This is a genomic window from Streptomyces sp. NBC_00466 (assembly GCF_041433995.1).
Classification (GTDB): domain Bacteria; phylum Actinomycetota; class Actinomycetes; order Streptomycetales; family Streptomycetaceae; genus Streptomyces.
Genome location: NZ_CP107896.1, coordinates 2,510,683 through 2,533,810, shown reverse-complemented (window position 1 = coordinate 2,533,810; position 23,128 = coordinate 2,510,683). Strand labels below are relative to the sequence as shown.

Sequence of the window (23,128 nt, the reverse complement as noted above, 5' to 3'; positions counted from 1 at the left end):
GGGTCCCCCGCCCGGCTCAGTCCCCCCGCCGCGCGGCCACCCTGAAGCGCAGCCCGGCGCGCTCCAGCCGGGCCCGCAAGGCCGGGCCCATGGCGACAGCCGGGGTCAGCTGGCCCGCCAGGGCGGGCAGTTCGTCGAAGGCGAGGCTGAGCGCGGACTCGCCGAGGATCTTCGCTGTCTCGTCGTAGCCCGGGTCCCCGCCCGACACCTCGGTGCAGACGCGTCGGCCTCCGCCCTCACCGACGAACCGGACGCTGAACCAACTGCGGGCCCGGCGCTCTTCGGACGGGCCGTCGCCCGGAGCGAGGCGGCTGGAGATCCAGCGCCGGGCGGCGGGGAGCTGGGCGGCGCCCGCCACCACGACCAGCCCGGCGACCGTGCCGAGAGCGACCGGCAGCCGACGGACCGCCGCGTAATGGCGGTAGCGGAAGTCCGGGCCGTAGGAGTCGAGGGCGGCGGCCGAGCGGGACACCACCTGCGGGTCGATGGTGGGCAGCGGAAGAGCCCAGGCGCCGACCTCGGGGGCGAACCTCGCCCGGGCAGGGGTGGAGATCCGGCGGGTCGTCGGCCGGGGTTCGACGTTACGGCGGTCACGCGCCGCGCGGACCATCTGCGGGCCCCGGGAGAGCGCGGTCAGGGTGGAGGCGAGAGTGCCGCCGGAGGGAGCGGCGCTGGTGCGCACGTAACCGTCGACGCGGAGCGGTACGCCCTGCGGCAACTGCTCGACGGTGAACTGGACACCGAGGTCGTGCGGGACGGAGTCGAAGCCGCAGGCGTGCACCAGCCGGGCTCCGGTCCGCAGGGCGCGGGCATGGTGCCGGACGTAGGCGGTGTCGACGAACTCCGGCTCGCCGGTGAGATCGACGTAGTCGGTCCCGGCGTCGGCGCAGGCGGCGACGGTACCCATGCCGTGCTGGACGTATGGGCCGACCGTCGTGGCGAGGACCCGGGTGGAGTACGCGAGTTCCCGCACGGTGGCGGGGTCGTGCGCGTCGAAGTGGAGCAGGGGGACATCGGCTGCCGAGGGCACGGTCTCCGCGAGCCGGCTCCGCAGCGCGCGCAGCGCCTCGGTACTGCGTCCGGCCAGTGCCCAGCGGCAGTCCCCGGGGGCGTTGCGGGCCAGGTAGTCGGCGGTCAGGGCGCCGACGAAGCCGGTCGCACCGACGAGAACGATGTCGTACGCACGATCCATGGTCTCGCGCTATCCTCAGCTTGTGGCTACCCAACGGTAACAACCTCGGGAGCAATGTCAGCTCCCGGATCTGCCTGGCGATCTGGGGGCTCTGCGCGATCAGGAAGCCTCTGAGGAGGAGTGACGTCGGTCAGGCGGATCGCGGTCGCCGCAGTCTTGACCGCCGCGTCTTGGTCAGGGGGTGGACCGCAGTGGCGGTGCCTGCCACGTCATCCCGGGCGGCTGGAGTAGGGGCGAGGGCTCGGGCCCCGGGTCCTCGGTGTCTACGACTCCGGCGGCTGTGTGGTCGAAGTCGGCCGGCCAGCGGGTGTGCTCGCTGGCCAGGGCGCCGGTCAGGCGTGCTTCGGCAAGGTTGGCGGTGCTCAAGTCGGTGCCGCGCAAGTCGGCCATGCGGAGGTCGGCGCGGTGGAAGACCGCGCCGTGGGCGTCGGCCTTACGCAGGTTTGCCTCGCGCAGGTCGGTCTCGGTGAAGTCGGCGTCACGCAAGTCGGTTTCGACCAGCTTCGAGGCCCGTAGGTCAGCAAGAGTGCAGCGAGCCCGGCGGAGAATCGCAGTCGTGAGGTCGGCGTGCCGCAGGTTGACCGAGACCAGGGACGCCTGGGTCAGATTGGCGTGGTACAGGCCCGCCGCCTCCAGGCAAGCACGGTCGAAGTTGACCTCGGGGAACCACAGTCCGTCGCAGTCGGCCCGGCGCAAGTCGCTGATGCTGAGATTGACCCAGGACTGCTCCCGGTGCCGGCACAGCACGCCGAGCGCGGTCAGCGCCACCTGGGCGTCGGCGGCGCGGGTCTCCAGGGGTGCGATGTCGTTGATGGGTACGTCTGCCGCCGGTGATTCCGGCCCGGCGGGTGGCCAGGGCAGGTGTGTACGCAGATACGCGGCCTGGATGGAGATGATGGCTTCCCGGTCGCGGGCGGACTGCTCCGCGATCCGCCACAGCGCGTGCAACCCTCCGATGCGCACATCCAGCTTGTCGCTGCCGAGCTGGTCAACGGCCCGGCTGAATCGATCGGTGACGTAGCCCTCCTGAGTGGCGCGCAAACCGTCCTGGCTCACCCGCAGTTGCCGCCAGGTGGCGTACGCGCCGAAGAGCACGACCAGGCCACCGACCACCTGCAGAAGCGTCGTACGGACATCGTTCACCGCCTTCAGCCGATCCTGCGCGGCGACGCTCGCCCCGGCGAGATCGTGGTCGACCACCACGCCCGGCAGTACGACGAACAGCGTGCCCAGAATGACCAACCCCGCACCGGCCAGCAGACCTGCGGCCACCCGGCGCCTGACCAGCCCGTCGTGCCATGCCCGCCGCCGACGGGCTGGTTCCCCCATCTCCATGGGCATGGGAGCCTAGGCGCCGCTCAGAAGACGATCAAGAGTGCTGTGCCACTGACCCGAAGCATGAGAACGGCCGTGACGATTTAAGTGAGTTGGGAGCCTTACCTGGGCCCGTGCGGCCTGTTCCTAACCTGCCCTGTCCGGCATCTCGCGCGCACACTTCGGCGAGTTGCTCGAAGAACTCGCGCCCCGGTGGCAGTCCGCGCGGGAGTCGACACTGCACGAACGGCGTGGTGGAGAGCGAAGGCGGGCAGCCGGCGCCGGGCCCAAGCAGCGCCTGGTCTTCGTCGACCGGCTCCTGGTCACGCTGGTCCACCTGCGGCTCGGGATCCCGCACGCCGTTCTGGCTGAACTGTATGGAGTGGACCGCTCCACCGCCTCCGGAGCGATCCGCGAGGTCCGCCCGCTGCCGGCGACCCGCGGCTTCGCCGTCCCGGACCGGCCGGGGTGCGGCTGCGGACGCTGGAGGACCTGTTCGCCTACGCCGGCGCGGAGGGCGTTGACCTGCGTATCGACGGCACCGAAGTGCAGGTCCGCCGCCCCGCGCCCACCACCCCGGCCGCAAGGTGTTCGTCTCCGGCAAGAAGAAGCAGAACACGATCAAGACCACCACCTTCAGTGACCCGCAGGGCCGCACCCTGTTCAGCGGTGTGGTCCGGCCGGGCCGCATGCATGACCAAACCGCCGTGCGCACTGAGGGCATCGCCGAACAGTTCCACCGGCCCCAAAGTCAAGGCCGAAGTCGACGAGGGCTACCGGGGGCTGGCTAACGAGTTTCCCGGCCAGGTCAGCGCCCCGCCGAAGAAGCCGAAGGACGACGCGCCGCTGGGCGAGCACCACGCCTGGCGCGAGCAGCGACGCCGCCAGTCCTCCGCGCGGATCTGCGTGGAGCACACCAACGCCGAGTACAAGCAGTGGCGGCCCCTGCAGCGGTTCACAGGTCGTCGCGAGACCTACGCCGAGACTCACCTCGCGATCGCCGCCCTGGTCTCTGACCGCTCCGCCCGGCGGGCGACCCGCCGCAAGTCGAGCACCGAACTGGTGTTCGCCCGGCAGGCCGCCTGCTGAGCACCCCGCCGGCCAACCGCCAGGCCAACACGCCCCGAACTCAATCGCTCCCAAGGTTGTATGGACCAGATGGGGGCGCGACAAGCGAGGGGCTCACGACATCGGCAGGACCGTACCGCTCATTGGGGCGGGTTACTCCGTCCCGGCCAGTGCACGGGCTGGTCGCCGCCCTGGACAGCGAAGACCGTGCCGGAGCCGTGGGCGGTGTTGTTCTGTTCCAGGTGTGTGTGGATGACCTCCCGGCGGTCGTCCGGCATCGCGCGCCGCGCCTCCTCCACCAGGCGCGCGAGTGGCTCACGGCAGGACGGCTCTCTGCGGAGGAGGGCTTCCAGTTCCATTTCCCAGGACCTCAGGAGTGCCTGGCGCGCGACGTCGGGGGTCGCAGCCCCTTCGACGAGCGCGGCGTGGCTGTCGAGCCGGGTCGCGATCTCCCGGCGCCGCCGGCCGGACCGGCGGAACAGGTCCGCGACGCCGTCGCGCACGGTCTGCCACAGGTCTGTGGTCATCGCGGTGACCAGGGTGGTCGCTCCGGCTGCCGCGAGCGTGACCAGTTCGTCCTCCACGTCACTCCCTTCCCTCAGTCGGGCGTGCGTCCGCTGATGTTCTGGTTGCCGTTCTGCGTGGCGTAGACGACGCCGTGCCCGGAAGCCTTGTTGACCATCTTCGACAGATGGGCCGGGCGGTCCCGCCGGTGCGGCTCGACCGCCTGGTCCGGGGCAGCCGCTCTCCCCGGCGGAGCGGCTGCCCCGGGCAGGTGCAGCCAGGCGTTCGCCGAGTACTCCTTCTCCGCGACATCAACCCGCTGGAAGGACTCGGGATCGATGCCCGGGTATCCGTGCCGCACTGTTTCGTCGTAGAAGTGCTGCGAGACAAGGAGTGACGCGGGCACCGTGCCGGGTGCCCCGGCCAGCGCCTCCCGGGCCGGGCGGGCATCGAGCAGTCGGGCGAGCACCTCCAGCGGCCCCCCGGCGACCCCGGCCCGTCCGACCCACACATCACCGGCATGCAACGCCACCCTGAGGCGGATCCGCGTCGACCCGGCGGCCGTCCGGTTGTGCGCGTGCAGCCTGACCACCAGCTCGTGGAAGAGCGGGTGGATCAGCCTGGGCTTCGGCACCCACGCAGGGGCGACGATCCGGAGGCCGTCCCCGAGGTCGTTGACGCGGCACGCCTGCCAGTCGATTCCGCTCTCCCCCAGCGCATCCTGAAGCGTGGTCAGGAGCACTTCGCGGATGCGCAGCAGGGCCACGTCGCCCCGGCCCCCCGAACGTTCGATGTCCACAGCCACCATGGGCCGGTACTCCAGTACTGCGTCCATGCGTTCCTCCCGGTCCGGCCGGTCCCGCCGGCCCTGCCGCGCTCCCACTGTGCACCAGGTGTACGGCGGAGATCCCGTCCCAGTACGGAATGCGCCGAACCCGTAACGCGAACAAGGGGTGTTGGGAGCCATGCCCGGCACTCCGCCCGGGTGCACACTGGTGCCGTGGCGAATCCTGCGGAGCGGCGGGCCGGGCGGAGACCGCGTGAGACATGGGCGTGGCCGTCGGCGAGCGTGCTCGGGGGCCTCCCGCAGGCGGCGCGCGAACGGCTGCTCGCACTGGGGACCCTCGCGCGCTACCCGGGCGGCCGGGTGCTGATCCGTGAGGCGGAGGAGAGCACGTTCCTCCTGATCCTGCTCGACGGGGTGGTCAAGGCGACCGGACGTACCAACGACCACCGGGACGCTCTCCTGGCCGTCCGGATGGGGGGCGACCTCGTCGGCGAGTTCGCCGCGGTCGACGGGCAGCCACGGTCCGCGACGGTGACGACGTGCGGGCCGGTCATCGCCCGCGTCGTGACCCGTGCCGACTTCCTCGGCTGTTTGCGGCACGACCGGCGGATCGCCCAGGCGGTCAACGAGTCGATCGTCGCGAAACTGCGGGTCGCGACGGGCCACCGCATCGACTTCACCGGCTGCGACGCCCCGACCCGGCTGGCCCGGGTGCTCCACCAGATCACCATGACCTACGGAGAGCGGACCGGCGCGGGTGCCGTCATCCGCTGGCCGATCACTCAGCCCGAACTGGCCACCCTGGCCGGTGCGGCGGAGCCCACCGTGCAGAAGGCGCTGCGAAGGCTCCGTGAAGCAGGTGTGGTGTCCACCGGCTATCGGACCTTCCGGGTCGAGAATCTCGCACAGCTACGCCAACTCGCTTTTCCCTGAGGTCCGTTACATCCCTGGTCCCGAGCGATCGACGGAAAGCCGGAAAGCCGGAAAGCCGTCGTAGGACGGTATTCGGGCGGCAGCAGGCCATTAGCGTGACAGCGGGCCGACAGCCTGCCGGCGAGGCGACGGCAGAACGGCCTCCCGGCGAGGCGATGACAGAAGCGGCGGCAGCGGACGCCGCCGGGCGGAACAGGGGGAGCGATGCCAGACACGGATGACAACACGCCGACACCCGTCGGGCCGGGGGCGACGCACCGGATCGACGTCGGCGGCAGCGTCACCGGCTCCGTGATCGCGGGCAACCACAACGTCGTCGTCGACGCGCAACAGGGCTCTCGGGTCACCGTGCTGGTGGGTCCCGAACTGCCCCGCCCCCAGCGCAGGGAGCGGGCCGATGTGCTGCCTCGGAGCCTGCCGGAGCCGGTGGGCCGGGAGGAGGCGGCGGAGGCGCTGGCTGCGGCAGTCCGATCCGGGGGACCGGTGCAGCTGTGGGGGCCGCCCGGGGTCGGCAAGACCACGCTGCTGCGGCATGCCGCGCGGCTGCTGCCCCCCGGACCGGACGGGACGGTGTTCCTGGGCGGGGCCGATCGCGATATCGAGGACCTGGCCCAGGACGTGTTCGAGGCCTGCTACGAGGCCCCGGGGTACGCGCCGAACCGGGCCGAAATGCGACGGCTGATGGCCGGTGTGCGGGTGACGGTGTACGTGGACGACGCCGGCCTGACCTCCGACGGGCTCCTCGATCTGATGGACCTGGCCCCGCAGGCAACTTTCGTCTTCGCCAGTGAAGAGCGGACATTATGGAGCGGCGGCACGGCGCTGGAGCTGTGCGGTCTGTCGGAAGCCGCCGGACTTGAACTGCTGGAACGTGAGTTGGACGGCCCGCTGTCGGAACTGGACCAGGAGACCGCCGCCTCCCTGTGCCGGGCCGCCGGTGGTCTGCCGCTGCCTCTGCTGCGGGCGGCTGCCTTGGCGCGCTCCGGGGCGGAGGGTGAGGTCAGGCTCCCGCGGGTCGGCGAAGTAGCCGACCTGCTCCCGGCGTTGCTCGGCCAACTGGCCGACGACGAGCCGGTGATGGGGGTACTGCACCTGCTGGCGACTTTCGACGGGGCGGAAGTGGCGGCCGTACATGTGGGGGCGCTGACGGAGGTGGCGGAGCCCGACGCGGTGTGCGACCGGCTGGTGCGCCTGGGGCTGGCGCGTCTCGGGGAGTACGGCTACGCCTCCGTCGCCGACACGGTGCCGGTGGTGCGTGGACGCTTCCCCGCGCCGTTCCCGGCCGAGCGGCTGTGCGACCACTTCACGCGGTGGGCGGCGCTCCGGGAAACCACGCCGCAGGAACTGGCCGCCCATGGCGGGGTGCTTGCGAAGGTGGCCGAGGTGGCCGAGACGGCGGGCCACCCGGATCTGGCGGTGCGGCTCGCACGGGCCACGTCGCCGGGGCTGGCCCGCTCGCTCCGGTTCGGTGTGTGGGGGCGGCTGCTCGGCCGTGGCTGGGTCGCGTCGCGCGCCGCCGGCGACCGTCAGGCCGAGGCGTACTTCCTTCATGAGGAGGCCGTCCGGGCCCTGTTGATCGGCAAACGGGTCGTGTACGCGGCGCTGCTGGCCCACGCGGCCTGGCTCGGGCACGAACTGGCTGCCGGGCCGGCGGCCAGTGGCGGCGGAGGAGCGGGCGCAGGGGCGGGGGCGGGTGCTCATGCGAGTGGTGCAGCCGGAGGGGCGGGGGCTCATGCGAGTGGTGGGCAACCTTCCTTCGACGTCCATCACTACATGGGTCAGCACGGCTTCGGGTCGGCCCACTCCGGTGTTTCCGCGACCGGTCATGGCGCCCTGGCCCAGCCGTCGGTGGGCTCCGGAGGCGGAGGCTCCTGGGGCGGGGCCTCGGGCCATGGAAGCAGCGCTGCATCGGCCTCCGGGCACGGCGGGGGCGGTGCGTCTGCTGCTTCGGGGCACGGCGGCGGCAGTGCTTCGGGTCTCACGGGCCACGGCGGGGCGTCCGGCGCAGCCGGACACTCGGCGGGTGCCGGTGGCGGTTCCTGGGGTGGCGCCACGACAGCGTCGTCCGGTGCCGCGACAGCAACGACAACAGCGACAACAGCGACGGCGGTGGGAGCGGCGAGCGCGGGCGTGAGCACCCTCGTCGTGACCATCGTCTCCCTGGTCGCGGCCTGTGCGCTGGTCGCAGGCGTGGGCTACGCCGTCAGCTCGCCAAGTTCCCACAACGGACAGTCGCAATCGGGTGCCGCGCGCAACGATGCGTTTCCGACCCCGTCGTTCTCCCTTCCGTCGGAGCTGACAGACACATCGACGCCCACCGAGGATCCCCTCCAGGACCCGGCGGGATGCAAGGAGCAGTCCGACGCGAAGCAGAAGTCCGATGAGGCCGGGGCAACGGCACCGATCACGAACCCCGGTGCTGATCAGGCGTGGGCCGCAAACGAGCAGCAGCTCTCGGAGGACCTTGGAGCAGCGGCCGGAGTGGCGACCGACCCATCGATCAAGTCGGCGCTCCAGAAGGAGTCTTCCGACCACGCGTCTCTCGCGAGTGCGATCACCCGCGACGACCTGACGGCCATGGACCACTATGTGGACGTCGTAGCCGACGACGCATCCGCGGTGACCGATCTCTGCTACTCGTAGGAGCCATCATCGTGTCACCATCGCCGCAGCGCTCGTCGGGCGACGAGTTCACCGTCCGGATCGGCGGAGACGTGTCCGGCCCCGTCGTCGTCGGCCACGACAACCACGTCGAAGTGCACCAACCCGCCCCCGCGACACCACCCCTGCCCGAACCGGACCCCGCGACGTCGACCCAGACCAACACGGCGAAGGATCACGGCACGGTCTACGCGGTCACCAACGGCGACATGCACATTCACCAGGACGGCCCGACGCGGGACACGTCCGCTCAGCCGCCCGCAGACACGGTCGAGTAGCGCCAGGGGCGTAGAAGCCGGCCGGGCGACGGATGCGATCCGGCCTTCAGCGCCGCGCGTGGCGGATCTTCAGCCGTCCGTACCCCATGGTCCCGGAGATCCGGATCCTCAGCGCGCCCGGACGGGAGTGCCGTCGGGGCGCGAAGTGCGGTTCCTTCCACGCGGAGTGCAGGCCCTCGATATCGACGATCGCCCCGCGGGGCACCGTGATCCTGGCGCTGCCGGTGCCGAGTTGCAGCTCGATGTCGATCTCCGCGTGTTCGATGACCGCCCGGGACAGGTCCAGGCGCACCTTCCCGAATGCGGACTCGACCTTGAGGACCCGGGGTACCAGCCATGCGCCGCGCCGACGGATCCGTCCGGCGGCGGCAGCGATCCTGGACGTGGTGCCCGGCTTCTCCGCCGGGAGCGAGGCCATGGCCGCCACCAGCTCGCCGTGCGTGGTGACGGTGAGTACCTGATGGATGTGTCCGTCCATCTCCTCGTGCGGGATGTGCCCTTCGGCGTACGCCACCTGAAGGCGCTGTACGGCTCTGTCGCGGTCGTCTTCACTGATCGGTTGCGACGGGTCTTCCGGCAAGGACTGCACCGTTTCACTCTAGTGCGATGCCGGCGATGCGAACAGGCCGAGGCAGGCAGGCGGCGGGTTGTCGCCCGCCGCCCGCCCGTTGTCCAGGAAGGACCGGTGGGGTTACAGCCCCGGGGTGACCTTGTTGATGTCCCACTCCCGGTCGTCCGTGTTGCTGCACTGGTGCAGGGTGAGCCGGGTCTTGGTGGTGACCGGCTTACCGGGCGGGCTGTAGCCGTCGACGTTCAGGCAGAGCCCGTCGCTCGCGTAGTTGTGGAACCAGTAGTGGCCGTCGTCCTGCTTCTCCAGCCACCACAGCTGGTTGTCGGGATTGGTGCCGGCGCAGGTGAACTCGGACACCTGGGCCCCGATCGGCTGAGGGCCCCCCTCCGGCAGGTCCATGCAGAGGCGGTCCTTGATGTTGCGGATCTGGAAGAGGCTGTTGTCGTCCGGGCCGCCGTGCGGGCGCTGGACCTCAAGATCCCAGATCTGGTTGTCCTGGTCCGTGGGGTTGCAGTCGCTCTCCTGGACCGGGCCGCCGATCTGGCCCTGGTCCGTGCCGGGGAGATCGGCGCACAGGCGGGTGACCGGGTTCTTGATCTCCACATGCTTGGCGTTCGCCGGATCGGGCTTCTTCTTGGTTCCGCCCCCACCGCCTCCGCCGCCGCCACCGCTGTTGCCCCCGTTGTCCTGGTTCGAGGGGGACGGGGCGGGCGGCGGAACGCTCGCCGCGGGTGGCGGCAGGTTGACTGAGGGAGCTGGTGCGGGGATGTCCCCTGCCTGTTCGACCTTGGCGGTGGCGCGGGTGGCGACGGTGGGCTTGTGGGTGAACCAGTACATGACGAAGACGATGGCGATGGCCATGAGGATCGCGAAGAAGGTGGCGAGCCAGCGGGGCAGTACGCCGCGCTGGACGTAGGTGCCGTCGACGTCGAGCGGTTTGGTGCCGGAGCGCTGGATGCCGAGTTTGTACGGGCGGTCCTGCTTGCGGCCGAACCAGATGATCTGGCGGGGGCGGAGGGTGGCGCGTACGAAGGCGGCGCGGCCGGGTTCGATCTGGACGTTGGCCGGGAGGATCTCGTACGAGAGCTGGTCGCCGTTCTCGCTGCCGTTGATCGACGCGGTGAGCTTCGTGTTGCCGAGGTTGTCGATCGCGAGCTTGGGGCGTCCGCGGAACCGGCCCTTGACGGTGTGGGGTACGAGTTCGGCGCGGACTTCGGTGAACGGGGTGATGGTGACGTTGCCCTCGGGGACGGTGGTCGCCTCGGGGTGTTCGGTGGGGATGACCTGGACGCCGTACGGGTTGGGTCCGGCGATGGCGTCGGGGGTGCGCGGCGGGGCGAACGTGAGGTCCACGGTGCCGGTGGTGCCGGGGAAGAGTCGGATGGTCGGTGGTTCGACGGTCACGTACGGGGCCAAGTCACCGACGGGTACGCACCGGTACTCGTCGACGACGTCGCCCGTGTTGCGCAGCCGTAGCCGCACGGTGGCCGTACTGCCCGGGTCCACCGTGGTGGAAGCAGGCTCCAGAGAAGTCCAGATGCTCACGCACGGACGCTAGTCAGCGCGATGATGCCGTGTCACCAGGCTGCGGGGCAGGCCCGATGCCCTGAGCGGCCTGTCCTGTTGCCCTTCGCGGCGCAGTCCGGACCACACCCTCCAGATCCGGTACCGCACGCCGACCTGCGGTGGGGCGTTCAGCTCCTGCCGCCCCGGTATCCCGGACACCCGGCCCCGGCGTCCCGGCCGCCCAATGTAGCGAACGCGCAGACTCCCCGACAGTCGCCTTCCAGTCACATACCGGCGCATCGACAGAGGCGCCGTCCCGGCCTCCACCCGGGCCTCCATCCCTGCCTCCATCCCGGCCGGCCGTCAGTACAGCGGGCCGCCGCCGAAGGCCGCGCGGTGCGAGGCGGCGCGGCGGCCGTCGGGCTCGGTCACCCCGTACTCCTCGGCGAGTTCGGCAACGACATACGTGTGCCCGCTGCGCTCCGGCAGCCGGCTGTCGTCCGCGAGACGGGCGATGACGGAGCCGACGAGCTCGGGTGACTCGGCGTCCGCCAACCGGAACCCGGCCACCTCCTTCACACCGGCCTCGACCAGCCCGTCCGTACGCACCAGGCCGGGCCAGAGGGAGAGCGCCGACACCCCAGCCGCGCGCAGCTCATGCGCCATGTCGGCGGCCATCTTGTCCAGACCCGCCTTGGAGATGCCGTAGAGCACCGAGTGCAGCGGGGCCCGGGCGCCGAACGAGGAGATGTTGACGATCAGGCCGCTGCCGCGGGCCACCATGTGACGGGCCGCGTGCACCGATGCGACGTAGTGGGCGCGCAGGCCGATGCCGATCAGCGGTTCCCAGTCGGAGACGGGCCGGGTCCAGAACGGCTCGTCGAACCCGGCCATGCCGTCGGGTGCTGCCCACACGTTGTTGACCAGCAGGTCAAGTCGGCCTCGCTCGCCCGTGATCCGCGCGATCACTGCCTCGACCTGTGAGTCGTCGCGGTGGTCGCAGCGCAGGCCGATGCCCTCGCCGCCGGCTTCGGTGACCCGGCGGACGGTCTCCGCCTGCGGGCTGCCCGGGCCCGGCTCGCCCCGGCCGGTGACGTAGACGGTCCAGCCGTGCGCGCCGAGCGCGGCGGCGATGCCCCGGCCGACTCCCTTGCCGGTGCCGGTGACCAGCGCGACGCGCGTCGCGGACTGCCCGGTCTGCCCGGTCTGCCCGGTCTCGTCGGTCTCCCTGGATTGCCCGGTCACTGGAACCCTCCCTGGTCGACGGCGTACCCCTGGGGCAGCGGGCGGCTCAGTGACCACAGGGTGCGGAAGTGGTGCCTGGCCAGGCGCCAGGTGCCACCCTCGACGACGTAACGGTCGTCGTACTCACCGCACATCACCCGCTCGGTCTCCTCGGCGAGGTCGATCTGCCGGAAGCGCAGCGTCCAGCGGCCAGTGGCCTCGGTGGGTGAGCGGAAGGTGATCTGCGGGTGCAGGCCGTGGTGCATGTCCAGGATGGTGTGGCCCTCGCTGCCCCGGGCCAGCGCGATCCGGCTGAAGAGGGTGACGAGGTCATCGACGGTGGCGAAGGAGCCCAGTTCGCCGTAGTCGATGTCGGCGCCCTCACGGATGAAACAGGCGCGGAACTCCTCGGGGTCCTTGTGGTCGCACGCGCGCAGGTAGCGGTACTTCAGCTCCTCGATCTCCTGCCGCGCCTCCAACCGGGCAACGCGCTCGGCAAGGCTCGGACTCGGTGGGGCGGCGGACGGCGACGGCATCGCCGGCTCCTCTCGGCGGACGGATGGGTCGGCCGAGACGGTATGCGGCGGGTGCGTGCGGAGGCCACGGCGCTTTCCCTGTCAGTGGGAGAAGTGGATACCGGGGCGGGCGGCCTTCGGGCGACGACGGCACTTTGACGGCACGCCCTAGTAGCGCAGCGCCGCGAACCAGTCCTCCCGCCCCCGGCGGGTCAGGTCGAGGAGGTGCCAGACCGGGCTCAGCAGGTCGATGCCCCGCTGGTCGATGTCGTCGGACATCCGCGGGTGGGCCGAGTAGACGTGGCGTACGGACCCGTCGTCGTCGCGGGTGAACACGGACACCTGTGAGTCCTGGACGCCCTCGGCGTCCTCGCTGCCCAGGTCGTACTTGAAGGTGCTGGAACCGGCGCTGAGCAGACGCAGGTTCGTCCACTTCCGGTTTCGGGCGTGCGTGCGGAGCTCGGGCAGGCCGGCCGCGGCGACGATCGCCAGATCGGCGTTCTGCGCCACGTGGTGGGCCACTCCGTTGAAGCCGTCGATCCACATCGTGCACATGGGGCACGGCTCGGTCTGCTTCTTGCCGTACATGAGGTGGTAGACGATCAGGTTCCGGCCGGGCCCGGTGAAGAGTTCACCCAGGCGCACGGTCTTCACCGGTCCGTCACCGGCCTGCAGATCGGCCGGCCCCTCCTCGAAGACGTAGTCGTCGACGACCGGGCCCAGCGGCAGCCGGCGACGCAGGTCCGCGACGCGTTCGCGGTGGCGCATCAGCTCGATCTCGGCCTGCCGCAGCTCCTCCCGGGCGCTGAGGTATTCGGCCGATTCCCCGGTGAGACTGGTCTGACGCATCGCTACCTCCGGCTGAGCCGCTGTCTGGTGGCCACTTCTGCTCCGGCGCAGCAGCGTATGCCCACGCAACGGGCGTACCAGGCAGCGAAACGACAGGACCACTCCGCCGCCGTACGCCGAAGGGCCGCCACTCCCGAGCGGGGGGAGTGACGGCCCTCGGCCGAACGCAAACGGTGCTCAGATGCCCGGAGGCTCAGGCGCCCGGACTCAGAGGACGCGGACTCAGAGGACGCGGACCGCGCCGGTCGGCTGGTCGTAGCTCAGGGGGCGCTCGACCACACCGGTGCTCGGGTTCTGCGCGCCGACGAACTGGCCGCCGCCCACGTAGATGGCCACGTGGTACGCGCTGCCGGAGCTGCCCCAGTAGAGGATGTCGCCGGGCTGCAGGTTGCTCAGCGAGACCTGGGTGCCCGCGGTCGACTGGCCCTGCGAGACGCGGGGGAGGTCGACACCGACGTTCTTGTACGCGGCCTGGACCAGACCCGAGCAGTCCCAGGAGCTGGAGCCGGTGCCGCCCATGACGTACGCGTCGCCGATGTGGGACTTCACGAAGCTCACGATGGACGCGACGGAGCCGGAGCCGATGGAGGAGCTGGACGAGCTCGCGGCCGTGGTGACGGCGTGCAGCGTCGTACGGGCGGACGAGCGGGAGGCGCGCGCGGCGGCCTCTGCCTTCGCCTTGGCCTCGGCCTTGGCCTTCGCTTCGGCCTTCTTCTTGGCCTCCGCCTTGTGCACGGCCTCCGTGTGGGCCTTCTTGGCGGCCTTGGCGGCGTCCTGGGCCGCAGTGTCCTGCTGGGCCTGCTGCTGGAGGTCGGCGGCGACCTGCTCCGTGACGTCGGCTACCTGGGCCGCGCTGAGGGTGGGCATCTGGATGGTGCTCTCGTTCACCGGCTCGGCCGCGTTCGCCGAACCAGCTGCACCCGCCACTGCGATGGTGCTGAGAACGCCACCGGCAACTCCGGCACGGAGCGCGGTCCTGGCTGCGCTGCTGCGGCGGGGCTTCCGGTGGCTGGGTATGTGAGCGGTGTGGGACATGAGCACTACCGCTATCAGGCATTCCGGGGTGGCTTCAACAAACGTGTGTTGCGCCACAGTTACGACTGGAAGACTTCATTCCGGTTGCCTGTGGCCTTTATTGACGCCGAAACGGGCAATACGGGCGCGTGCGATCAAGGTCGTGATCATGGGCTTTCTGCAATACGCCCGAATTGCCCGACGCCTACCATCCGTTCACGAGGTTGGCCAAGCCCTGTTTCTTCTGCACCCGGCCCGGGTGAGGCAGGTCACACGGCCGCCGCGAACCGGAGGGTGCCGGTGCTGCGTCCGCGACCGAAGTCGCGGATACCCCTCTTCCGCGCCCCTTCTGTCCCTCTTGTGGATCGCGCCCGGGGCGCCTTCGGGCAGCTGCCGATCGCTGCCCGGACCGAGCCGCGACCGAGCCCGCGGTCGGCCCCGCGGTCGCTCCCGTAGCCACCCCCGTAGCCGCCCCCGCGTCACCCCCGTAGCCACCCCCGGGTCCGCTAGTGAACGCGTGCACGCACCGCTTCGCGCTCGCCGGATGTCTCCCCTCCTCCGGTCGAAGGGTCGATATCACCCATCCGTGTCCATCGCCAATTTGCATGTAAGGGCCACTACTTGATAGTGGTGCACGCTCTCGACCAGCGCTGACACAGTGAGATGTCACGTCTCGTGACCACTCGGGCGCTTCACGTATGAAGATCACCGGTCATCCGACTTGATGATCCTTCGTCAGGTGGTGGAGATCACAAAGGCGTTGTCGTACCCCGTGTCGCAGATCACAGACCGGCGGGCATAGGATGCGGGGCAGTCGGGCTTGTGACCTGCTTCACATATTCGCGATCTTCGTCAGGACGGCGGGGGAGCGAGGCGGACGAGCCGGCCCGATGCGGTCCAACGGTCAAGGACGACTGGAAGGAGCGAGGAGCGTGAATGCCTACGCGCCCATCCTCGTGCTCGGCGCCCTCGGGGCAGGGTTTGCGATCTTCTCCGTGGTCATGGCCACGCTTATCGGTCCCAAGCGCTACAACCGGGCAAAGCTAGAGGCCTACGAGTGCGGTATCGAACCGACACCCACGCCGGCCGGAGGCGGCCGTTTCCCCATCAAGTACTACCTGACGGCGATGCTGTTCATCGTCTTCGACATCGAGATCGTCTTCCTCTACCCCTGGGCGGTCACCTTCGACTCCCTGGGGCTTTTCGGGCTCGTCGAGATGCTGCTCTTCGTGCTCACCGTCTTCGTCGCCTACGCGTATGTGTGGCGGCGCGGCGGTCTGGAATGGGACTGAGGGGCTGAGGAGCACACCATGGGACTCGAAGAGAAGCTGCCGAGCGGATTTCTGCTGACCACCGTCGAACAGGCCGCCGGCTGGGTGCGGAAGTCCTCCGTCTTCCCCGCGACGTTCGGCCTCGCCTGCTGCGCCATCGAGATGATGACGACGGGTGCGGGCCGCTACGACCTCGCACGGTTCGGTATGGAGGTCTTCCGCGGTTCACCGCGGCAGGCGGACCTGATGATCGTGGCAGGGCGGGTGAGCCAGAAGATGGCGCCCGTCCTGCGGCAGGTCTACGACCAGATGCCCAACCCCAAGTGGGTTATTTCCATGGGGGTTTGTGCGTCTTCAGGCGGTATGTTCAATAATTACGCAATTGTTCAGGGTGTAGATCATATCGTCCCGGTTGATATCTATTTGCCCGGTTGCCCGCCGCGTCCCGAGATGCTGATGGACTCCATCCTCAAGCTCCACCAGAAGATCCAGAGCTCCAAGCTCGGGGTCAATCAGGCCGAAGCGGCCCGCGAGGCGGAGGAGGCGGCCCTCAAGGCGCTCCCGACGATCGAGATGAAGGGGCTGCTGCGGTGAGCGGCGACGAAGAGCGGCGCGAAGAGAACGGCGCGGCGCCCGCCCCGCGCGGCGAAGCCGGTGAGGTCATCGGCGTACGCAAGGGAATGTTCGGCGCCCGCAACGGCGGGGACACCAGCGGATACGGCGGTCTCGTACGGACCGTGGCCATGCCCGGAGCCACGAACCGCCCCTACGGCGGCTGGTACGACGAGGTCGCCGACGAGCTGGAGGGCGCGCTGGACGAGCAGGGGCTCGTCCCGGAGAACGCCATCGAGAAGACGGTCGTCGACCGGGACGAACTCACCTTCCACATCGACCGCGAGCACCTGCTGACCGTGGCGAAGACCCTGCGCGACGACCCGGCCCTGCGCTTCGAACTCTGCACCGGCGTCAGCGCCGTGCACTTCCCCGGCGACAAGGGCCGCGAACTCCACGCGGTCTACCACCTGCGCTCGATCACCCACGGCCGGCTGATCCGGCTGGAGGTCGGCACGCCGGACGCGGACCCGCACATCCCGTCGCTGGTCACCGTCTACCCGACGAACGACTGGCACGAGCGCGAGGTCTACGACTTCTTCGGCCTGATCTTCGACGGCCACCCCGCCCTCACCCGGATCATGATGCCGGACGACTGGCAGGGCTTCCCGCAGCGCAAGGACTACCCCCTGGGCGGGATCGCCATCGAGTACAAGGGCGCCCAGATCCCTGCCCCGGACCAGCGGAGGTCGTACACCTGATGACCACTTCCAGCGAAGCTCCCCGTACCTCGGCCGCCTCGGCCCGCGAGACGACCGAGGGGACTGTATATACAGTCACCGGCGGCGACTGGGACGAGGTCGTCCAGTCCGCGGCCAAGGCCGACGACGAGCGCATCGTCGTCAACATGGGACCGCAGCACCCGTCCACCCACGGTGTGCTCCGGCTCATCCTGGAGATCGACGGCGAGACCGTCACCGAGGCCCGCTGCGGCATCGGCTATCTGCACACCGGCATCGAGAAGAACCTCGAATACCGGACCTGGGTCCAGGGCACCACCTTCGTCACGCGCATGGACTACCTGACGCCGTTCTTCAACGAGACGGCGTACTGCCTGGGCGTCGAGAAGCTGCTCGGCATCGAGGAGCAGATCCCCGACCGCGTCTCGGTGATCCGGGTCATGCTGATGGAGCTCAACCGGCTCGCCTCGCACCTGGTGGCCATCGCCACCGGCGGTATGGAGCTGGGCGCGACGACGATCATGATCTACGGCTTCCGGGACCGCGAACTCATCCTCGACCTCTTCGAGCTGATCACCGGACTGCGGATGAACCACGCGTTCGTCCGGCCCGGCGGACTGGCCCAGGACCTGCCGCCCGGCGCCGTGGACCAGCTGCGCGAGTTCCTCAAGACGATGCGCAAGAACCTGCCGGAGTACGACAAGCTCGCCACCGGCAACCCGATCTTCAAGGCGCGCATGCAGAACGTCGGCTATCTCGACCTGGCCGGCTGTATGGCGCTCGGCGCGACCGGGCCGATCCTGCGCTCCGCCGGCCTCCCGCACGACCTGCGCAAGACCGACCCGTACTGCGGCTACGAGAACTACGAGTTCGACGTGCCGACCGCCGACACCTGTGACGCGTACGGCCGTTTCCTGGTCCGCCTCGAAGAGATGCGCCAGTCGCTGCGGATCGTCGAGCAGTGCCTGGACCGGCTGGAGCCGGGCCCGGTCATGGTCGCCGACAAGAAGATCGCCTGGCCCGCGCAGCTCGCGCTCGGCCCGGACGGACTCGGCAACTCGCTGGATCACATCAAGAACATCATGGGCACCTCCATGGAGGCCCTGATCCACCACTTCAAGCTGGTGACCGAGGGCTTCCGGGTCCCGGCCGGACAGGCGTACACCGCAGTCGAGTCGCCCAAGGGCGAACTGGGCGTCCACATGGTCTCGGACGGCGGCACCCGCCCCTACCGCGTCCACTTCCGCGACCCGTCCTTCACCAATCTCCAGGCGATGGCGGCGATGTGCGAAGGCGGCCAGGTCGCCGACGTCATCGTCGCCGTCGCGTCCATCGACCCCGTGATGGGAGGCGTCGACCGATGACGGAAGCTCATTCGGCGGCTCCGGCGGCATCGGCCGCCCCGACGAGTCTGGGCATGCCCCAGCTCCCCGCCCCCGATTACCCGGCCGACGTACGCGCCAGGCTCGACGCGGACGCCAAGGAGATCATCGCCCGCTACCCGGACAGCAGGTCCGCGCTGCTCCCGCTGCTGCACCTGGTGCAGGCGGAGGAGGGGTACGTCACCCGGACCGGCGTCCGGTTCTGCGCGGAGTCGCTGGACCTGACCACCGCCGAGGTCACCGCGGTCTCCACCTTCTACTCGATGTACCGGCGCAAGCCGAGCGGCGACTACCAGGTGGGCGTCTGCACCAACACCCTCTGCGCGGTGATGGGCGGCGACGCCATCTACTCCGCGCTGCGGGAGCACCTCGACGTCGGCGACGGTGAGACCACCGGGGACGGCAAGGTCACGCTGGAGCACATCGAGTGCAACGCGGCCTGCGACTTCGCACCGGTCCTGATGGTCAACTGGGAGTTCTTCGACAACCAGACCGTCGAGTCCGCGAAGCAGCTCGTCGACGACCTCCGGGACGGACAGCAGGTCACCCCGACCCGGGGCGCACCGCTCTGCACCTTCCAGGAGACGTCCCGGATCCTGGCCGGCTTCCCCGACGAGCGGGACGGAGCGGTCGAGTCGACCGGCGGCGCGGGACACGCGACGCTGGTGGGCCTGCGGCTCGCGAAGGGCGAGGCGCTGCAGCCGCGCGTGGTGTCCCCGCGCGGCGGATCTCCGACGGCTCCTCCCCAGCCGGGCTCCGAGCACCTCAGCTCGCATGACGCACCGCAGCAGACCTCGGCGTCAGACCCGGAGCACCCGGCAGGCCCCGTGGCAGAGGAGGGGGAGTGATGAGCGTGGCAACCGAGCTCAACGGCAGCGGGAACGGCGAGGGCGACGGCGAGACCAGCCCCGAGAAGCTGCTCACCCCCGTACTCTCCGCCTTCTGGGACCAGCCGGAGTGCTGGACCCTGGAGACGTACAAACGGCACGACGGGTACGAGGGGCTGAAGAAGGCCCTCGCCATGGCGCCCGACGACCTCATCGCCTACGTCAAGGACTCGGGCCTGCGCGGACGCGGCGGTGCCGGCTTCCCCACCGGGATGAAGTGGCAGTTCATCCCGCAGGGCGACGGCAAGCCGCACTACCTCGTCGTCAACGCCGACGAATCGGAGCCGGGAACCTGCAAGGACATCCCTCTCCTCTTCGCCAACCCGCACTCCCTCATCGAGGGCATCGTGATCGCCTGCTACGCGATCAGGTCCTCGCATGCCTTCATCTATCTGCGCGGTGAAGTCGTCCCCGTACTGCGGCGGATGCACGAAGCCGTCCGCGAGGCGTACGAGGCGGGCTATCTCGGCAAGGACATCCTGGGCAGCGGAATCGACCTCGACATCACCGTGCACGCGGGGGCGGGCGCGTACATCTGTGGTGAGGAGACCGCACTCCTCGACTCCCTGGAAGGCCGCCGCGGCCAGCCCAGGCTCCGGCCTCCCTTCCCCGCTGTCGCCGGTCTCTACGCATGTCCCACTGTGGTGAACAACGTGGAGTCCATCGCATCGGTTCCCGCGATCCTGAACCGGGGCAAGGACTGGTTCAAGTCGATGGGCACCGAGAAGTCCGCCGGGTTCACGCTGTATTCGCTCAGCGGGCACGTCACCAGCCCCGGCCAGTACGAGGCCCCGCTCGGCATCACCCTGCGCCAGCTGCTCGACATGAGCGGCGGCATGCGGCGCGGCCACCGGCTCAAGTTCTGGACACCGGGCGGTTCTTCGACCCCGATGTTCACCGACGAGCACCTCGACGTCCCGCTGGACTACGAGGCCGTGGGCGCCGCCGGATCGATGCTCGGCACCAAGGCGCTCCAGTGCTTCGACGAGACGACCTGCGTGGTGCGGGCCGTCACCCGCTGGACCGAGTTCTACGCGCACGAGTCCTGCGGCAAGTGCACGCCCTGCCGCGAAGGGACGTACTGGCTCGTCCAGTTGCTCCGCGACATCGAAGCCGGAAAGGGCGAGATGTCCGACCTCGACAAGATCAACGACATCGCCGACAACGTCAACGGCAAGTCGTTCTGCGCGCTCGGCGACGGCGCCGCGTCGCCGATCTTCTCCTCGCTCAAGTACTTCCGCGAGGAGTACGAGCAGCACATCACCGGCAAGGGCTGCCCGCTCGACCCGGACCTGTCGACCGTCTGGGCCGACGAGCCCCGCCACATCTCGGAGGTGAACGCATGACAGTGACGACTCACAGCGCTCCCTCCGGGGACGGTGAGGCAGCAGTGCCGCCCGAGGACCTGGTGTCGCTGACCATCGACGGCATCGCGATCTCCGTCCCGAAGGGGACCCTGGTGATCCGCGCCGCCGAACAGCTCGGCATCGAGATCCCGCGCTTCTGCGACCACCCGCTCCTCGACCCCGCGGGCGCCTGCCGCCAGTGCATCGTCGAAGTAGAGGGCCAGCGCAAGCCGATGGCCTCCTGCACCATCACCTGCACCGACGGCATGGTCGTCAAGTCGCACCTCACCTCGCCGGTCGCCGAGAAGGCCCAGCACGGTGTGATGGAGCTGCTCCTCATCAACCACCCGCTGGACTGCCCGGTCTGCGACAAGGGCGGCGAGTGCCCCCTCCAGAACCAGGCGGTGTCGCACGGCAACCCCGACTCCCGGTTCGACGGCAAGAAGCGGACCTTCGAGAAGCCCGTACCGATCTCGACCCAGGTGCTGCTCGATCGCGAGCGGTGCGTGCTCTGCGCCCGCTGCACCCGCTTCTCCAACCAGATCGCCGGCGACCCGATGATCGAGATGGTCGAACGCGGCGCGCTCCAGCAGATCGGCATCGGCGAGGGCGACCCGTTCGAGTCGTACTTCTCCGGCAACACCATCCAGATCTGCCCGGTCGGCGCGCTGACCTCGGCTGCCTACCGGTTCCGCTCCCGCCCCTTCGACCTGGTGTCGTCGCCCTCGGTGTGCGAACACTGCGCGGGCGGTTGCGCGACCCGTACCGACCACCGGCGCGGCAAGGTCATGCGGCGGCTCGCCGACAACGACCCCGAGGTCAACGAGGAGTGGCTCTGCGACAAGGGCCGCTTCGGGTTCCGCTACGCCCAGCGCCCGGACCGGCTCACCACCCCGCTCGTACGGAACGAGGACGGCGTCCTGGAACCGGCCAGCTGGCCGGAGGCGCTGGAGCGGGCCGCGAACGGCCTCGCGGCGGCGCGCGGCCGGGCCGGTGTGCTGACCGGCGGCCGGCTCACCTTCGAGGACGCGTACGCCTACGCCAAGTTCGCGCGTATCGCCCTCGACACCAACGACGTCGACTTCCGCGCCCGGGTGCACTCGGCCGAGGAGGCCGACTTCCTGGCCGGCCGGGTCGCGGGCCGCGGAAGGGACCTCGACGGCACGGGAGTCACCAACACCTCGCTGGAGCAGGCCCCGGCAGTTCTGCTGGCGGGACTGGAGTCCGAGGAGGAGGCCCCCGGCATCTTCCTGCGGCTGCGCAAGGCGCACCGCATTCACGGACAGCGCACGTTCTCCCTCGCCACCCACGCCACACGCGGCCTGGAGAAGGCGGGCGGCACGCTGCTGCCCGCCGCACCCGGCACCGAGACCGAGTGGCTGGACGCCATCGCGGGCGGGGTCGGCCTGGACACCGAAGGGCAGCAGGCCGCCGAAGCCCTCCGGGCGGACGGCGCGGTGATCGTCGTCGGCGAACGGCTCGCCGCCGTACCCGGCGCGCTCACCGCCGCCGTACGCACCGCGGCCGCCACCGGCGCCGCCCTGGTCTGGGTGCCCCGCAGGGCCGGGGAGCGCGGCGCCGTCGAGGCTGGCGCGATCCCCTCGCTGCTGCCCGGCGGCCGCCCCGCCACCGATCCGCGGGCCCGTGAGGAGGTGGCCGCGGTCTGGGGCGTACGCGAACTCCCGCACCGCTTCGGCCGGGACACCGGACAGATCCTCGAAGCGGCCGCCACCGGCGAACTGGGCGCGCTGCTCGTCGCGGGTGTCGAGACCGCCGACCTCCCCGACCCGGCGCGGGCCGAGGAGGCCCTCGACAAGGTCGGCTTCCTGGTCTCGCTCGAACTGCGGCCCGGCTCGGTCACCGACCGGGCCGACGTGGTCCTCCCGGTGGCCGCCGCCGCGGAGAAGGCGGGCACCTTCCTCAACTGGGAAGGCAGGGCACGGCTCTTCGAGGCGTCGCTCAAGCCCGAGCAGATGACGCGCACCCTGGCCCCCGCCGACTCGCGGGTGCTGCACATGCTCGCCGACGCGCTGGACGTCCACTTCGCGCTGCCGGACATCGCGTCCGTACGCAACGAGATGGACCGGCTCGGCGCCTGGACCGGGCAGTACGCGGGAGACCCGGCCGGCACGGCCGTTCCACTGCCCCGCCCGTCCGACGGCGAGGCCGTACTCGCGGGCCACCGGCTGCTGCTCGACCTGGGGCTGCTCCAGCAGGGCGACGACGCGCTGGCCGGCACCCGGCACGCGGCGGTCGCCCGGCTGTCGGCCACGACCGCCGACGAGACGGGCGTCAAGGACGGCGACCTCCTCGCCGTCACCGGCCCCGCGGGCGACGTACAACTGCCGCTCCAGGTCACCGAGATGCCCGACCGGGTGGTCTGGCTCCCGATGAACTCGACGGGCGGCGGCGTCCTGCGCGACACCGGCGCCTGCCCCGGCGAACCGGTGCGGATCTCCGCCGCACCGGACGCACCCGCCGCACCCGCGGCCACGACGGAGGTGGAGGCGTGACGAACTACTACCTCGCAGCGA

Annotated in this window: 23 protein-coding genes; 13 read left to right on the top strand and 10 right to left on the bottom strand. The window is 70.2% G+C overall.

Annotated elements, in window-relative coordinates; all coding sequences use genetic code 11:
* Window positions 1-16 precede the first annotated feature (16 nt).
* Window positions 17-1,192 carry a trans-acting enoyl reductase family protein gene (locus OG210_RS11105; RefSeq protein WP_371536062.1) on the bottom strand — a complete coding sequence of 392 codons (1,176 nt, stop codon included), beginning with the start codon at window positions 1,190-1,192 and terminating at the stop codon, window positions 17-19.
* A 174-nt stretch (window positions 1,193-1,366) separates the two neighbouring features.
* Window positions 1,367-2,521, bottom strand: coding sequence for a pentapeptide repeat-containing protein (locus OG210_RS11100; protein WP_328330039.1), 1,155 nt, complete (start codon window positions 2,519-2,521; stop codon window positions 1,367-1,369).
* A 175-nt stretch (window positions 2,522-2,696) separates the two neighbouring features.
* Between OG210_RS11100 and OG210_RS11095 the strand changes: the two genes are divergently transcribed.
* Genes OG210_RS11095 through OG210_RS11085 form a run of 3 tightly spaced genes read left to right on the top strand, consistent with a single transcriptional unit; the run spans window position 2,697 to window position 3,595 of the window.
* The gene (locus OG210_RS11095; RefSeq protein ID WP_371536059.1) at window positions 2,697-3,149 is read left to right on the top strand and encodes a transposase family protein; all 453 of its coding nucleotides are present in this window, start codon (window positions 2,697-2,699) and stop codon (window positions 3,147-3,149) included.
* Complete coding sequence (locus OG210_RS11090; protein WP_371536056.1) at window positions 3,094-3,297, top strand: transposase family protein; 204 nt, start codon at window positions 3,094-3,096, stop codon at window positions 3,295-3,297. Before OG210_RS11095 ends, OG210_RS11090 begins: the two co-directional genes overlap by 56 nt.
* Window positions 3,200-3,595 carry a hypothetical protein gene (locus OG210_RS11085; RefSeq protein ID WP_328335722.1) on the top strand — a complete coding sequence of 132 codons (396 nt, stop codon included), beginning with the start codon at window positions 3,200-3,202 and terminating at the stop codon, window positions 3,593-3,595. The genes OG210_RS11090 and OG210_RS11085 overlap by 98 nt, the downstream gene beginning before the upstream one ends.
* 119 nt (window positions 3,596-3,714) lie before the next feature.
* Here OG210_RS11085 and OG210_RS11080 read toward each other — a convergent pair whose 3' ends face one another.
* Both OG210_RS11080 and OG210_RS11075 read right to left on the bottom strand, forming a co-directional pair.
* Window positions 3,715-4,158 carry a hypothetical protein gene (locus tag OG210_RS11080; protein ID WP_371536053.1) on the bottom strand — a complete coding sequence of 148 codons (444 nt, stop codon included), beginning with the start codon at window positions 4,156-4,158 and terminating at the stop codon, window positions 3,715-3,717.
* 14 nt (window positions 4,159-4,172) lie between these two features.
* Window positions 4,173-4,913, bottom strand: a complete 741-nt coding sequence (locus OG210_RS11075) for a hypothetical protein (RefSeq protein ID WP_328330045.1) — start codon at window positions 4,911-4,913, stop codon at window positions 4,173-4,175.
* A gap of 165 nt (window positions 4,914-5,078) precedes the next feature.
* On the opposite strand from OG210_RS11075, the gene OG210_RS11070 reads away from it, so the two are divergent.
* From OG210_RS11070 to OG210_RS11060, 3 genes are all read left to right on the top strand, one after another.
* Window positions 5,079-5,798, top strand: coding sequence for a Crp/Fnr family transcriptional regulator (locus OG210_RS11070; RefSeq protein WP_371536051.1), 720 nt, complete (start codon window positions 5,079-5,081; stop codon window positions 5,796-5,798).
* 204 nt (window positions 5,799-6,002) lie between these two features.
* Window positions 6,003-8,441: an ATP-binding protein gene (locus OG210_RS11065; RefSeq protein ID WP_371536048.1), complete on the top strand. Its 2,439-nt coding sequence runs from the start codon at window positions 6,003-6,005 to the stop codon at window positions 8,439-8,441.
* A gap of 11 nt (window positions 8,442-8,452) precedes the next feature.
* Complete coding sequence (locus OG210_RS11060) at window positions 8,453-8,737, top strand: hypothetical protein (RefSeq protein ID WP_328330051.1); 285 nt, start codon at window positions 8,453-8,455, stop codon at window positions 8,735-8,737.
* A gap of 46 nt (window positions 8,738-8,783) precedes the next feature.
* Here OG210_RS11060 and OG210_RS11055 read toward each other — a convergent pair whose 3' ends face one another.
* The 6 genes from OG210_RS11055 to OG210_RS11030 all read right to left on the bottom strand — a co-directional run bounded on the left by OG210_RS11055 (window position 8,784) and on the right by OG210_RS11030 (window position 14,437).
* Window positions 8,784-9,326, bottom strand: a complete 543-nt coding sequence (locus OG210_RS11055; protein WP_371536045.1) for a DUF1707 domain-containing protein — start codon at window positions 9,324-9,326, stop codon at window positions 8,784-8,786.
* A 102-nt stretch (window positions 9,327-9,428) separates the two neighbouring features.
* Window positions 9,429-10,853, bottom strand: coding sequence for an RICIN domain-containing protein (locus OG210_RS11050; RefSeq protein WP_371536042.1), 1,425 nt, complete (start codon window positions 10,851-10,853; stop codon window positions 9,429-9,431).
* Window positions 10,854-11,177: 324 nt separating this feature from the next.
* Entirely contained in the window at window positions 11,178-12,059 is an 882-nt protein-coding gene (locus OG210_RS11045) for an SDR family NAD(P)-dependent oxidoreductase (protein ID WP_371536039.1), read from the bottom strand.
* Entirely contained in the window at window positions 12,056-12,574 is a 519-nt protein-coding gene (locus tag OG210_RS11040; RefSeq protein WP_371536037.1) for a nuclear transport factor 2 family protein, read from the bottom strand. The genes OG210_RS11045 and OG210_RS11040 overlap by 4 nt, the downstream gene beginning before the upstream one ends.
* 147 nt (window positions 12,575-12,721) lie before the next feature.
* Entirely contained in the window at window positions 12,722-13,402 is a 681-nt protein-coding gene (locus OG210_RS11035) for a DUF899 family protein (RefSeq protein ID WP_328330061.1), read from the bottom strand.
* Between the two features lie 222 nt (window positions 13,403-13,624).
* A complete protein-coding gene (locus OG210_RS11030) occupies window positions 13,625-14,437 on the bottom strand; it encodes a C40 family peptidase (protein ID WP_328330063.1) in 813 nt (270 codons plus the stop codon).
* Between the two features lie 911 nt (window positions 14,438-15,348).
* Here OG210_RS11030 and OG210_RS11025 point away from each other — a divergent pair.
* Genes OG210_RS11025 through OG210_RS10995 form a run of 7 tightly spaced genes read left to right on the top strand, consistent with a single transcriptional unit; the run spans window position 15,349 to window position 23,107 of the window.
* The gene (locus OG210_RS11025; RefSeq protein ID WP_250299117.1) at window positions 15,349-15,708 is read left to right on the top strand and encodes an NADH-quinone oxidoreductase subunit A; all 360 of its coding nucleotides are present in this window, start codon (window positions 15,349-15,351) and stop codon (window positions 15,706-15,708) included.
* 18 nt (window positions 15,709-15,726) lie between these two features.
* Window positions 15,727-16,281 carry an NADH-quinone oxidoreductase subunit B family protein gene (locus OG210_RS11020; protein WP_266854392.1) on the top strand — a complete coding sequence of 185 codons (555 nt, stop codon included), beginning with the start codon at window positions 15,727-15,729 and terminating at the stop codon, window positions 16,279-16,281.
* Window positions 16,278-17,000: an NADH-quinone oxidoreductase subunit C gene (locus OG210_RS11015; protein ID WP_328330067.1), complete on the top strand. Its 723-nt coding sequence runs from the start codon at window positions 16,278-16,280 to the stop codon at window positions 16,998-17,000. The genes OG210_RS11020 and OG210_RS11015 overlap by 4 nt, the downstream gene beginning before the upstream one ends.
* Window positions 17,000-18,343: an NADH-quinone oxidoreductase subunit D gene (locus OG210_RS11010; RefSeq protein ID WP_328330069.1), complete on the top strand. Its 1,344-nt coding sequence runs from the start codon at window positions 17,000-17,002 to the stop codon at window positions 18,341-18,343. The genes OG210_RS11015 and OG210_RS11010 overlap by 1 nt, the downstream gene beginning before the upstream one ends.
* A 53-nt stretch (window positions 18,344-18,396) precedes the next feature.
* Entirely contained in the window at window positions 18,397-19,209 is an 813-nt protein-coding gene (gene nuoE, locus OG210_RS11005) for an NADH-quinone oxidoreductase subunit NuoE (RefSeq protein WP_328330071.1), read from the top strand.
* A complete protein-coding gene (gene nuoF, locus OG210_RS11000) occupies window positions 19,209-20,594 on the top strand; it encodes an NADH-quinone oxidoreductase subunit NuoF (RefSeq protein ID WP_328330073.1) in 1,386 nt (461 codons plus the stop codon). Before nuoE ends, nuoF begins: the two co-directional genes overlap by 1 nt.
* Window positions 20,591-23,107: an NADH-quinone oxidoreductase subunit G gene (locus OG210_RS10995; RefSeq protein ID WP_328330075.1), complete on the top strand. Its 2,517-nt coding sequence runs from the start codon at window positions 20,591-20,593 to the stop codon at window positions 23,105-23,107. Before nuoF ends, OG210_RS10995 begins: the two co-directional genes overlap by 4 nt.
* Window positions 23,108-23,128 lie beyond the last annotated feature (21 nt).

Excerpts from the sequence above, each read along its gene's own strand:
- OG210_RS11065 (WP_371536048.1), top strand. The coding sequence starts at position 6,003 with ATGCCAGACACGGATGACAACACGCCGACACCCGTCGGGCCGGGGGCG.
- OG210_RS11105 (WP_371536062.1), bottom strand. The coding sequence starts at position 1,192 with ATGGATCGTGCGTACGACATCGTTCTCGTCGGTGCGACCGGCTTCGTC.
- OG210_RS11075 (WP_328330045.1), bottom strand. The coding sequence starts at position 4,913 with ATGGACGCAGTACTGGAGTACCGGCCCATGGTGGCTGTGGACATCGAA.
- OG210_RS11040 (WP_371536037.1), bottom strand. The coding sequence starts at position 12,574 with ATGCCGTCGCCGTCCGCCGCCCCACCGAGTCCGAGCCTTGCCGAGCGC.
- OG210_RS11085 (WP_328335722.1), top strand. The coding sequence starts at position 3,200 with ATGACCAAACCGCCGTGCGCACTGAGGGCATCGCCGAACAGTTCCACC.
- OG210_RS10995 (WP_328330075.1), top strand. The coding sequence starts at position 20,591 with ATGACAGTGACGACTCACAGCGCTCCCTCCGGGGACGGTGAGGCAGCA.
- OG210_RS11035 (WP_328330061.1), bottom strand. The coding sequence starts at position 13,402 with ATGCGTCAGACCAGTCTCACCGGGGAATCGGCCGAATACCTCAGCGCC.
- nuoF (WP_328330073.1), top strand. The coding sequence starts at position 19,209 with ATGAGCGTGGCAACCGAGCTCAACGGCAGCGGGAACGGCGAGGGCGAC.
- OG210_RS11010 (WP_328330069.1), top strand. The coding sequence starts at position 17,000 with ATGACCACTTCCAGCGAAGCTCCCCGTACCTCGGCCGCCTCGGCCCGC.
- OG210_RS11030 (WP_328330063.1), bottom strand. The coding sequence starts at position 14,437 with ATGTCCCACACCGCTCACATACCCAGCCACCGGAAGCCCCGCCGCAGC.
- OG210_RS11100 (WP_328330039.1), bottom strand. The coding sequence starts at position 2,521 with ATGGGGGAACCAGCCCGTCGGCGGCGGGCATGGCACGACGGGCTGGTC.
- nuoE (WP_328330071.1), top strand. The coding sequence starts at position 18,397 with ATGCCCCAGCTCCCCGCCCCCGATTACCCGGCCGACGTACGCGCCAGG.
- OG210_RS11020 (WP_266854392.1), top strand. The coding sequence starts at position 15,727 with ATGGGACTCGAAGAGAAGCTGCCGAGCGGATTTCTGCTGACCACCGTC.